This is a genomic window from Streptomyces sp. LMG1-1-1.1 (assembly GCF_040815545.1).
Classification (GTDB): domain Bacteria; phylum Actinomycetota; class Actinomycetes; order Streptomycetales; family Streptomycetaceae; genus Streptomyces.
This window is the reverse complement of the sequence record NZ_JBFPNH010000001.1, coordinates 17,655-28,014: the sequence shown is the minus strand read 5'-3', so window position 1 is coordinate 28,014 and position 10,360 is coordinate 17,655. Positions and strand designations below refer to the sequence as shown.

The 10,360-nt window shown below is 72.0% G+C and carries 11 protein-coding genes; 9 read left to right on the top strand and 2 right to left on the bottom strand.

Translation table 11 applies throughout. The annotated features are described in order from the left end of the window. Positions 1-336 precede the first annotated feature (336 nt). Genes MRBLMG1_RS00130 through MRBLMG1_RS00120 form a run of 3 tightly spaced genes read left to right on the top strand, consistent with a single transcriptional unit; the run spans position 337 to position 3,291 of the window. Positions 337-774 carry a type II 3-dehydroquinate dehydratase gene (locus tag MRBLMG1_RS00130; protein WP_367819494.1) on the top strand — a complete coding sequence of 146 codons (438 nt, stop codon included), beginning with the start codon at positions 337-339 and terminating at the stop codon, positions 772-774. After that, complete coding sequence (locus MRBLMG1_RS00125) at positions 771-2,408, top strand: bifunctional 3-(3-hydroxy-phenyl)propionate/3-hydroxycinnamic acid hydroxylase (protein WP_367819493.1); 1,638 nt, start codon at positions 771-773, stop codon at positions 2,406-2,408. The genes MRBLMG1_RS00130 and MRBLMG1_RS00125 overlap by 4 nt, the downstream gene beginning before the upstream one ends. Continuing rightward, the gene (locus MRBLMG1_RS00120) at positions 2,392-3,291 is read left to right on the top strand and encodes an ROK family protein (RefSeq protein WP_367820263.1); all 900 of its coding nucleotides are present in this window, start codon (positions 2,392-2,394) and stop codon (positions 3,289-3,291) included. The genes MRBLMG1_RS00125 and MRBLMG1_RS00120 overlap by 17 nt, the downstream gene beginning before the upstream one ends. Positions 3,292-3,361: 70 nt before the next feature. Here the strand turns inward: MRBLMG1_RS00120 and MRBLMG1_RS00115 are convergent, their stop codons facing one another. Both MRBLMG1_RS00115 and MRBLMG1_RS00110 read right to left on the bottom strand, forming a co-directional pair. Then, positions 3,362-3,991, bottom strand: a complete 630-nt coding sequence (locus MRBLMG1_RS00115; protein ID WP_414721444.1) for a malonic semialdehyde reductase — start codon at positions 3,989-3,991, stop codon at positions 3,362-3,364. A 47-nt stretch (positions 3,992-4,038) separates the two neighbouring features. Next, a complete protein-coding gene (locus MRBLMG1_RS00110; RefSeq protein ID WP_367819492.1) occupies positions 4,039-4,890 on the bottom strand; it encodes a shikimate dehydrogenase family protein in 852 nt (283 codons plus the stop codon). Between the two features lie 287 nt (positions 4,891-5,177). Between MRBLMG1_RS00110 and MRBLMG1_RS00105 the strand changes: the two genes are divergently transcribed. The 6 genes from MRBLMG1_RS00105 (at position 5,178) to MRBLMG1_RS00080 (ending at position 10,333) form a co-directional block, all read left to right on the top strand. Continuing rightward, positions 5,178-5,855 carry a 4'-phosphopantetheinyl transferase family protein gene (locus MRBLMG1_RS00105; RefSeq protein ID WP_367819491.1) on the top strand — a complete coding sequence of 226 codons (678 nt, stop codon included), beginning with the start codon at positions 5,178-5,180 and terminating at the stop codon, positions 5,853-5,855. A 227-nt stretch (positions 5,856-6,082) separates the two neighbouring features. Continuing rightward, positions 6,083-6,850 (top strand): endonuclease/exonuclease/phosphatase family protein, encoded by a 768-nt coding sequence (locus tag MRBLMG1_RS00100; protein ID WP_367819490.1) that lies wholly within the window; start codon positions 6,083-6,085, stop codon positions 6,848-6,850. Between the two features lie 148 nt (positions 6,851-6,998). Continuing rightward, positions 6,999-7,247: an acyl carrier protein gene (locus tag MRBLMG1_RS00095; RefSeq protein ID WP_367819489.1), complete on the top strand. Its 249-nt coding sequence runs from the start codon at positions 6,999-7,001 to the stop codon at positions 7,245-7,247. Further along, on the top strand, positions 7,244-8,542 hold the full coding sequence (locus tag MRBLMG1_RS00090; RefSeq protein ID WP_367819488.1) for a condensation domain-containing protein: 1,299 nt from the start codon (positions 7,244-7,246) through the stop codon (positions 8,540-8,542). Before MRBLMG1_RS00095 ends, MRBLMG1_RS00090 begins: the two co-directional genes overlap by 4 nt. Positions 8,543-8,625: 83 nt before the next feature. After that, complete coding sequence (locus tag MRBLMG1_RS00085) at positions 8,626-8,844, top strand: MbtH family protein (protein WP_367819487.1); 219 nt, start codon at positions 8,626-8,628, stop codon at positions 8,842-8,844. Positions 8,845-8,998: 154 nt separating this feature from the next. Beyond that, complete coding sequence (locus tag MRBLMG1_RS00080; protein WP_367819486.1) at positions 8,999-10,333, top strand: FAD-binding oxidoreductase; 1,335 nt, start codon at positions 8,999-9,001, stop codon at positions 10,331-10,333. Positions 10,334-10,360 lie beyond the last annotated feature (27 nt).

The window sequence follows — 10,360 nt, the reverse complement described above, 5'->3', positions numbered from 1 at the left end:
CTAGATACCGGCCACCGGGAAAGGACAGCCGGGCCATGGCTGCTGGTCGATCTGTTGTCAACCCGCAAGGAACGACTCGGTTTTCACATCGTCCAGGCGACGGAAAGCCTTCACAATCCCCTAAGAGACCCCCTTAGATCCCCCTAGCCGCACCCCCCTACCCGCCCCACCCCCTGGAGCAGCGCATTCCGGCCAGGGGACCCGCCTGAGCGTTTCCGGCGGAACCCCCACCACGTGACCGTAAACGGGCATGTGGACAGGGAAACATTGCACCGGCAAGCCGCCTCTGGTTAGCATCGGCGGCCCACCGCCGCGCGAGAAGCACCGAGGCCTGTCTTGAGTGAACTTCTGTTGTTGAACGGACCAAATCTTGGAATCCTCGGCCGACGGGAGCCGGAGATTTACGGCACCGAAACCCTGGAGGACATCGAGCGGATCGTCGCCCGGGAAGTCGCGGAATCCGGATGGAAAGTGGTGTCCCGTCAGTACGACTGCGAAGGCGAGATGGTCCGCGCCGTCCAGGACAGCTACGACGCCGTCGGCGCGATCATCAACCCGGGCGCGCTGATGATCGCCGGCTGGAGCTTCCGGGACGCGCTCGCCAACTACCCCCGGCCGTGGATCGAGGTCCACCTGTCGAACGTGTGGGCGCGCGAGAGCTTCCGGCACCAGTCGATCCTCGGCGAACTGGCCAGCGGAGTGATCTTCGGCCTGGGTGCCGAGGGGTACCGGCTCGCTGCCCAGGCCCTGCTCCGGCGAGGCGTCACGGGATGAGCGGGACGACGAGCGGGACGAGCTCCCCTCCTTCGGTCGACCGCCCTGACCACGACGCCGCCGACGTCCTGATCGTCGGGTACGGTCCCGTCGGCCAGGTCCTGTCGATCCTGCTGGCCCGGCAGGGCCGGCGGGTCACGGTCGTCGAGCGGTGGGAGACCCCGTATCCGATGCCGCGCGCCACCGTCTTCGACGGCGAGACCGCGCGCACCCTCGCCTCCCTCGGGATCGCCCCCGCGTTCGAGGAGATCGGCGAACCCGTCGACGCGTACGACTGGCGGAACGCGGCCGGACAGACGCTGCTCCGCATGGAGTTCGCCGCCCCCGGGGCGCACGGCTGGCCGGACGCCACCACCTTCCACCAGCCGGCGCTCGAAGCGGCACTCGCCGAACGCGCCGCCGAGTTCGAGGAGCTGGGTCTGCTGCGCGTCCTGCGCGGGCACACCGCGACGGCCGTCACGGACCACGGCGACGACGGCGTCACCCTCACCGCGGAAACCGCCGCGGGCGAGGTCACGACCCTCGAAGGGGCCTGGCTGGTCGGCTGCGACGGGGCGAACAGCCGGATACGGGAACTCCTCGACGTCGGCGTCACCGACCTCGACTTCTCCTTCGACTGGCTGCTCTGCGACGTCCTCCTCGACGTCCCCCGGGAGTTCACGCCGTCCAACGCGCAGATCTGCGATCCGGCGAGGCCGACGACGGTCGTCGGCAGCGGCCCGGGGCGCAGGCGCTGGGAGTTCATGCGGCTGCCGGACGAGTCGGCGCAGGAGCTGAACACGCCCGAGACGGCTTGGCGCCTGCTCAAGGCCTTCGACGTGACGCCGGAGAACGCGGTCCTCGCCCGGCACACCGTCTACACCTTCCGGGCCGCCCTGGCCGACACGTGGAAGAAGGGCCGGGTGCTGCTGGCGGGTGACGCCGCGCACTCGATGCCGCCGTTCGCGGGCGCCGGGATGTGCTCGGGCATCCGGGACGTGCTCAACCTGTCCTGGAAGCTGGACCGCGTCCTGCGGGGTACCTCGGACGCGGTGCTCCTCGACACGTACGGACCCGAGCGCCGCGGCCACGTGCTCCGCACGATCGAACTGTCCGTACAGCTCGGGAAGATCGTCTGCGTCTCCGACGCGGAGGAGGCCGCCCGCAGGGACGCCACCCTGCTGGCGGGCCAGACGCCGGACCGCCCGGTCACGCAGCCGCTGCGCGAGGGCGTGCTGCACCGCACGGTCGGCACGGTCGCCGCGCCGCCCACCGGTTCGCCCGTCCCGCAGGGGCGGGTGGCGCGGGACGGCGTCACCGGGCTCTTCGACCAGGTGGTGGGCACGGGCTTCGTGCTCCTCACCACGGAGGACCCGGGCGCCGTGCTGAGCGCGGAACAGCGCGCCTTCCTCGCGGAGATCGACGCCCACACGGTCAGGCTCGCCTCCGCCGGTGCGCCGGCGGCGGGTGCGGTCACCGACCTCGACGACGTGTACCTTCCGTTCCTTGCCTCGGTCCGGGCGCGCTTCGTCCTCGTCCGGCCGGACTTCCACGTCTTCGGAGTCGGCCGCAGCACCCGGGAACTCGGCATGGTCCTCGACCAGTTGAGGACGCAGCTGATGGTGACGGGAGCGGGCCATCCACCTCGGCATTGACATCGGCGGTACGAAGGTCGCCTTCCGCACCGAGGGCGCCGGGTCCCGCGGCGCGGCATCGCGGGACTCCGTGGTCCGCTGGCGGCCGTCCGCCACTCCCGCGGAGGACCTCGACGTCCTGCGGGCCCACGTGAAGGACCTCTTCGCCGGTGCCGCGCGGCCGCTGACGGGGGTCGGTGTCGCCGTGCCGGCCACGCTGGACACCGAGGGACGGGTGACGGCCTGGCCCACCCGGCCGTCCTGGGTGGGTCTCGACCTCGCGGAGGCCCTACGGGACCTCTTCCCCGGCACCGAGGTGTGCTGGGCCGATGACGGAGACCTGGCCGCCGTGGCGGAAGCCCACGCCGCCGGGCACTCCGACCTGGTCTACGTGGGCGTGGGTACCGGCATCGGCGGCGGCATCGTCCTCGGCGGCCGACCCGTGCCCGGTACGCGCCGGGGCTCGTGCGAGCTGGGGCACCTGATCGTGGACCGGGACGGCGAGCGCTGCGACTGCGGTCGGCGCGGCTGCGTCCAGGCCGAGGCGTCGGGCCCGGCGACTCTCCGCCGCGCCGCGGCCGCGCGCGGGACGGACGTCACCTTCGAGGAGCTCCGCTCCGGGTACACCGACGGCGCGGACTGGGCGGTCACCGCGGTCGAGCACAGCTGCGCGGCCCTCGCGGCCGCCCTGGTCGGGGTGGGCGAGCTGGTACGCCCCTCGGCGACGGTCGTGGGCGGCGGGTTCGCCGCGGGGATCGAGGGCTTCGTGGCGGAGGTCGCCCGTCAGGCGTCCCTGCTCGCCCGGCCCGGACACCCGGTGGCCCCCGTCCTTCCGGCCCGGCTCGGCGGGGGTTCGTCCCTGCACGGGGCGGTCCTCGCCGCCAAGGGACTGCCGACCCCCTGACGTCGCGGGTCCCGTGCGGCCCGGCCGGTGCCCCGTCGCACGGGGCCCCGGCCGGCACGCGGCGGCTCCGTCAGACGAGCTGCACGGCCTGCTCGTAGTCGAGGCGCGGCATCCGCTCGCCCCAGGCGTCCTCGGCGGGCTCTCCGATGTTGACCAGCAGGATCGACTTCCAGCGTCCGTCGGGGAAGAACTCGGCGTTCACCGCCTCGGGGTCGAAGCCCTTCATCGGCCCGGCGGCCAGACCCGCGGCACGCACCGCGAGGACGAAGTACCCGGCCTGCAGAGCGGCGTTGAAGTCGCCGGAGGCGTCACGCAGGACGGGGTTGGAGTCGAGGACGTCCTTGAGCCCGGGGATGCTGGGGCACAACTCGGCTCCGTACTCGCCGTATTCACGGTCCACCGCGAGGACGGCGATGACGGGAGCGGATTCGCTCTTGGGCCGGTTCGGCGGGGTCAGCAGCGGGACCAGCCGCTTCTTCCCCTCGTCCGTGCGCACGAAGAGGATCCGCAGCGGGTTGAGGTTGCTTCCGGTGGGTGCCCACTTGAAGAGCTCCCAGATCGCCTGCAGTCGATCGTCGTCGACCGGCGCGTCGGTGAACTTGAGGGCCGTGCGGGCCTCGGTGAACAGCAGCCGCTGCCCCTCGGGGGACAGCGCGTAAAGGTCCTGGTGCTCGGCAAGGGCGGTTATGTCGTTCGGCACGTCTCATCCGTTCCGTCGTAAGAAGGTTGATCTACCGTGGTTCCAGATCATGACAGCTCCGCCCGCTCGGGCGCGTTCAGCCGGAAGAACTCGCGGTACAGGTCGAGTTGGTGGATGAGCATGTGCGAACCGTGATGGATCCGGTGGCCGCGCGCCTCGGCCGCCCGCAGCAGCGCGGTCTCGCGCGGTTCCATGATGATGTCGGCCACCTCCGCGCCAGGTGGGAGGCCGGCCACGTCGAACGGCAGCGGGTCCTCGGGGCGCAGGCCGAGCGGGGTGGCGTTCACCGCGAGGTCGGCGCCGTCGAGCCGTGGGACCACGGATCCGGTCAACCGGCCCGGCCAGTAAGGACCGAGACGGTTCGTCACCTCGCTCACCCGGGATTCGTCGCGGTCGCACACGTCGAGGTGCGCGGCTCCGGCGGCGAGCACGGCGGCGGCCAGGGCGCCTCCGGCACCACCCGCGCCGATCAGGGACACGCGCTTCCCCGAGAGGTCGAAGCCGGATGCCCGCAGCCCCCGGACGAACCCGATGCCGTCGAAGTTCTCGGCGCTCCACCGGCCGTCGGGCTCCCGGCGCAGCGCGTTGGCGCTCCCCGACTGGGTGACGGCGCTGCTGACGGTGTCCGCGTAGCGGCGGACCTCCGCCTTGTGCGGCACGGTGACGAGCAGCCCGTCGAGGTTGCCGATCCGCTGGAGCCCGCGCACGATCTCACCGAGGTGCGCGGGCTCGGCGAGCACCGGCACGAGGACGGCGTCGAGGCCGAGCCGGGCGAAGACGGGGTTGAGCAGCGCGGGCGCCTTCACCTGGGCGACCGGGCAGCCGAGGACGGCGTAGAGCCGGGTCGAGCCGCCGATCTCCGGCCGCTCGGGCATCGGAGGTATCGCTGGAGTGGTCACGCGGCTTCCTTCCACTGACGTCGGTCGACCTTCCGTCCGCCATCCTGGCAGCCCGGACTAGGGCCTGCCGTCACACTCCCGTCGTCGCCCGAAGGGCGGCCCTGCGGCGTCAGGTGCGTGCTCTCGGCGTGCCGGGCGCGAGTCCTCGTACTGGGCGTACTCGGGCTTGTGCCCGGGGCGGCGAGAGCGCGTGCATGGCGTCGCGGGGCAGACGGGAGTGTGACGACAGGCCCTAGGGTCGGGCGGGTGCGCATGTCGTCGTCGGCGGGCGGAAGGTGAGGTGTCCCGTGATCGAGGAGTTGCTTCCGGGCAGCGTGGTCGCCGTGGAGAGCCATGACCCCACGGGCATGGACGCGGAGCTGTACCCCGAGGAGGCGGCGCTCGTGAGCCGCGCGGTCGCGAAGCGGCGCGGGGAGTTCGCGGCGGTACGGGTCTGTGCCCGTCGCGCCATGGCGACGCTGGGCCTGCCGCCGCAGCCGGTGCTGCCCGGCGAGCGGGGCGCTCCGGACTGGCAGGCGGGCCTGGTCGGGAGTCTGACGCACTGTGAGGGCTACTACGCCGCCGCGCTGGCGCTCAGCGGCGATCTGGCCTCGCTGGGCATCGACGCCGAGCCCGAGGCCCCGCTGCCCGACGGCGTACTTCCGCTCGTGTCGCTGCCCGCCGAGCGCGACCGGCTGAGCCGACTGGAGGCGGAAGACCCCGCCGTCCCCTGGGACCGGCTCCTGTTCAGCGCGAAGGAGGCCGTCTACAAGGCGTGGTCGCCCCTGACGGGCAAGTGGCTCGACTTCACGGAGGCCGACATCGAGTTCTCCGTGCGTCCCGGCGGGCCGCCACGCGGCGGGTTCACGGCCAGGCTGCTCGTACCGGGCCCGCGGGTGGGTGGGCGCCGCCTCGACGGGTTCGAGGGCCGGTGGACGGTCCGGGACGGCTTCGTGGCGACGGCGGTCACCGTGCCGCACGCCTGACGGCACGGCGCGGCACGGCGCGGCAGCCACTCACGGTCCGGGCGGAGAACCGCGCGGAGGAGCCTCTCGGGGAGGAAGCCTCTCGGGGGGGGAGAGCGCCCCGCCGTCCCTGACCGCTGTCAGTACGGGCGCGATGCGCCGCCTCGTAATCTGGCGCGCCACGACGGAGGGACGGTCGTCGCCACGCTTGAGCCGTAGAGGACGTATCAGCCGTAGAGGACGTATCGATGAGGCCTGCGCTTCTGAAACTCGCGACCTGGAACGTGGGGGGCGGGATCCTCGGGGAGTCCCACCAGCGAGACGGAATCCCGTCGCTCGACCACCACGCCTCGGTGCTGGAGGAACACGCGCCCGACGTGGTCTGCCTGCAGGAGACCCACGATTACCACGGGCGCCGGGAAGGGCAGTCGGAGGAACTGGCGAGGCGGGCCGGGTATCCGTACGCCGCGTCGTTTCCCGTGAGCCCGTCGCACATGGCGGAGGACGCCTCCCTGGCGCTCGGGGTACTGTCCCGGTTCCCCCTCGCGGACATGGCGTACAAGCGGTTCCCCCATCCGCCGCTCCGGACCTCCGGTCCGCGGGGCGAGCGCTGGACCCTTCACGACAAGGGCTATGTGGTCGGGTCGGTGGACCTGGGCGGGCGGAGGCTCGGCCTCCTCAATGGGCACCTCTTTCCGCTGCGCCGCTTCGGGGTGAGCCCCATGGATCCGGAGTTCGCGCGGATGCGGGAGATGCTCACCGAGGATCTGCTGGGGATGGGCGGCGCGGGAACGGCTTTCGCCGGTCTCGACGCGAACTACGGACGCATCGGGGAACTCCTCGCGGACGTGGTGGGCGCCGGGGGTTATCGGAGTGCCTTCGAGGGGACTCCGACGACGCCCAAGGGCGTCCAGCAGGACCACATTCTCTACGGTCACGGGATGCGGCTGCTGAGCACGACGGTCGCGGCGACGGAGTCCGACCACGCCTACTGCCAGGTGAGCGTCCTGGTGTAGATCGGGTGCGCTGTCCATGGGGGGCCGGCGTGATCCTGACCGGTGTCAGTACAGGGGCGTCGGGGCCGGTCGGTAGCTTGTGGCTCCGCCGCGACCCGCACGTGGTGGGCATCAGGAAATCGCGCAGTCGTCGTGAGGAGCTCCCGACATGAGTCCACAGAACCAGATGGCGCCGGATCGCGTCGCGGCCCTGACCCAGATCTGGCGGGAGGTGCTCGGGAATCCCGAACTCGACGAGAGCTCGGACCTCTTCGAGAACGACGGGTCGTCGCTGCACGTCCTGCAGATCACCGGCAGGATCCACGACGCCCTCGGTGTCGACGTGAAACTGCGCCACGTGTTCTCGCACGCGTCGCCGCGCAGCCTCTCGGACTTCCTGGAAGGCGAACGGGGATGACGGTGTCCCCGGCCAAGTCGACCCCCGGCCCGACGTCGCTGGCGGAAATGGCCCGGCTGACCGGTGAGTTCGCCGACTGGCACAACCTGCACTACATGGCGATGTGGCTCACCGGGGATGTGGACATCGCCGCGCTGCGCGACGCGTGGCGGCGGGTGTGTCTGCGACACGACGTGCTGCGCCGCACCTATGCGTCGCCGGAGGAGGCGCGTACGTACGACGACGCGCTGAGCGAGGTGGAACTCCTCACCGCCGAGACCGACGCGGAAGCGATCGAGGTGATGGGCCGCTTCATCGGCACGCCCTTCGCCCTCGACGGTCCGGGTTTCTCGCGCATCGCCGTCGTGCGGCGTGACGAGCGGCGGCATCTGTTCGGGATCGCGATCGACCACATCATCAACGACCTGGCGTCGTGGGCCCGTATCAGGTCGGATTTCACCGAATTCTACAATCGGGCACGAGCCGGCGACACAGGCGATGACGCCGGTTCCGGCGGTTCCGGCGATGCCTCGGGGGCGATCAGCTACCAGAGTTTCGCCTCGGAGGAGCGCCGCCTCTTCTCCGGCGCGTGGGGGAAGGAGCGCAGGTCGTTCTGGGGCTCCTACGTCGAGGAGTTCGGGACGGTGCCGCCGCCGTTCCCCGTCGGTGCCGAGCACACGGGCGAGTACCGGCCCAAGAGGGTCGCGCGGGCGCTCCCGGCCGATGCGAAGGCGCGGCTGCACGGCCTCGCGCTGCGGGCCCGGGCGACGCCGTTCGCCGTGGCCACGGCCAGTGTGCTCGCGGCCGCGCGGGAGGTCACCGGCGATCCGGCGCCGGGCATCTCCGTCAACCAGCACGGGCGCATGCTGCCGGGCACGTCGCAGACCGCCGGGCTGTTCGTCCAGACGGTGCCGCTGCACCTCGGACGGGAGCTCCGGAGCCCGGTCGACACGGTGCGGGAGGTCTTCCACCGGACCCATGACGTCTTCGAGTACAGCCTCCCGCTGCTCGTCGCCGGACGGTACTGGAACGAGACGCTGATGGTGCCGGACCGGCAGGCCGGGCTGTACGTCAGCCTGAACGACCAGCCGCCGTCCTCGTACGACCTGCCGCCGTTCGCCGGGACCGAGGCGGAGTACGTGGAGCTGGAGTTCCCCGGCGGGAAGCGGTTCCTGGAGACCGTGGTCGTCGGGTGGAACCTGTACGAGACGGGCCCGGAGCTCGTCGCGTCCTACAACGAGAACTACTTCCCCGACGCGGCCGTGGAACGGCTCCTCGACGCGGCCGAGGCGTTCGCGCTGCGCTCGGACGGTTAGGTACACCTCCGCGGCGCCGTCCGGACCACGGATCCGGACGGTGCCGGAGGCCGTGAATCAGGCTCTGTTTCCCAAGGAGTGGCATGTTCGACGACGACACGGGCGAGTTCCGCGTGGTGCGGAACGACGAGGAGCAGTACTCGATCTGGCCGGTCGGGCGGGAGCTTCCCGCCGGCTGGTCCGAGGCCGGGACGCGGGGCACGAAGGCCGAGTGCCTCGCCCGTCTGGAGCGTACCTGGACGGACATGAGGCCCGCGAGTCTGCGCCGGAGCCTGTCCCCCGCCGAGGGCTCCGCCGCCTGAGGCGGTGGAGCCCTCGACTCGGGCCCGGCCGCCTGACGGCGGAGGGCCCGCCGATGGCGGCGAGCCGTGCGCGGCTCGCCGCCTTCTTCCATGTGCCGACCGATGCCGACCGATCCGCGCGGTGTGTGCGGAGCGACGTGGGGACCGTGTACTGATGACTGCTTTCACCGGGGCCTTCTGGCGGAGCGGCGACACCGGGTTCGCCGACGCCGCGCTGTCACGCCTCTTCAACCACCGGCGGCCGGAGCGGCGGCCGGCCGCGGTGCTCCGCGCCGCCGACGCCGCCGATGTGGCGGCGGGGGTGCGGCTGGCGGCGGCGGAGGGCTGGAAGGTGGCGGTCCGCTCCGGCGGACACAGCTGGGCCGCGTGGTCGCTGCGCGAGGACACCCTCCTCATCGACCTGGCCCTGTTCACCCGCATGGCGTACGACCCCGCCGACGCGACCGTCGCGGTCGGTCCCGCGGTGCGCGGCGGTCTGGACCTGGACCCGTATCTCGCCGGGTACGGCAGGTTCTTCCCGGTGGGCCACGCCCCGACCGTGGGCATGGGCGGCTTCCTGCTACAGGGCGGCATCGGCTGGAACTGCCGGGGCTGGGGGTGGGCCGCGGAGTTCGTCGAGTCCATGGACGTGGTGACGGCCGACGGGGAGCGGGTGCGGTGCTCCGAGACGGAGAACGCCGACCTGTTCTGGGCCGCGCGCGGCTCGGGTCCCGGATTCTTCGGCGTGGTCACCGAGTTCCGGCTGCGCACCCGCCCCCGGTTCCGGCAGCTGACCCGGTCGACGTACGTCTATCCCGGCGAGCTCGCTTCCGAGGTCCTGGCCTGGTACCACGCGGCGCGCCACGAGGTGCCGCCGTCCGTCGAGCTCGCCGCCGTCGGCTGCACGCCGCCCGGCTCCGACGCTCCGGCGCTGGTCGTCGACGCGGTCTCCTTCGACGGCGGACCGGCCTCCCTCGCCGCGCTCGACACCTGCCCGGTGGCCGGCAAGGCCCTGGCGGCCACCGTCGGCCGACCGGTGGAGTTCGCCGCGCTCCAGGCGGCCCAGCTGCGGTCCAACCCCGACTACCACCGCTACTTCGCGGACAACGCCTTCCTGGCCGGTACCGCCGCCGAGCTGGTCCCTGCGCTGGCGCCGGCCTTCACCGACCTGCCCACCGCCAGGACGTTCACGGTCCTGGGCGACTTCACCCCCCTGCTGTCCCGGCCCTCGCCGGACATGGCCGTGTCGGTGCCGACGGACCTCTACTTCGCCGCGTACGTCATCGGCGAGACCCCGGAGGACGACGCGCGGTGCCGCGCGTGGCTGGACGGCACCATGGCCCGTGCGGCCCCCCTGTCCGCCGGCTGCTATCTAGGGGACAGCGACTTCACGGTCCGGCCCGACCGGATCATGACCGACGCGGCCTGGTCGAGGTTCGAGGAGGTACGGGCCGCCCGTGACCCCGAAGGACGCTTCGCCGGCTATCTCGGCGATCCGGCGCACTACTGAACTTGAACTCGTGATGTCGGTCGACTC

Excerpts from the sequence above, each read along its gene's own strand:
- MRBLMG1_RS00125 (WP_367819493.1), top strand. The coding sequence starts at position 771 with ATGAGCGGGACGACGAGCGGGACGAGCTCCCCTCCTTCGGTCGACCGC.
- MRBLMG1_RS00100 (WP_367819490.1), top strand. The coding sequence starts at position 6,083 with ATGAGGCCTGCGCTTCTGAAACTCGCGACCTGGAACGTGGGGGGCGGG.
- MRBLMG1_RS00095 (WP_367819489.1), top strand. The coding sequence starts at position 6,999 with ATGAGTCCACAGAACCAGATGGCGCCGGATCGCGTCGCGGCCCTGACC.
- MRBLMG1_RS00090 (WP_367819488.1), top strand. The coding sequence starts at position 7,244 with ATGACGGTGTCCCCGGCCAAGTCGACCCCCGGCCCGACGTCGCTGGCG.
- MRBLMG1_RS00085 (WP_367819487.1), top strand. The coding sequence starts at position 8,626 with ATGTTCGACGACGACACGGGCGAGTTCCGCGTGGTGCGGAACGACGAG.
- MRBLMG1_RS00080 (WP_367819486.1), top strand. The coding sequence starts at position 8,999 with ATGACTGCTTTCACCGGGGCCTTCTGGCGGAGCGGCGACACCGGGTTC.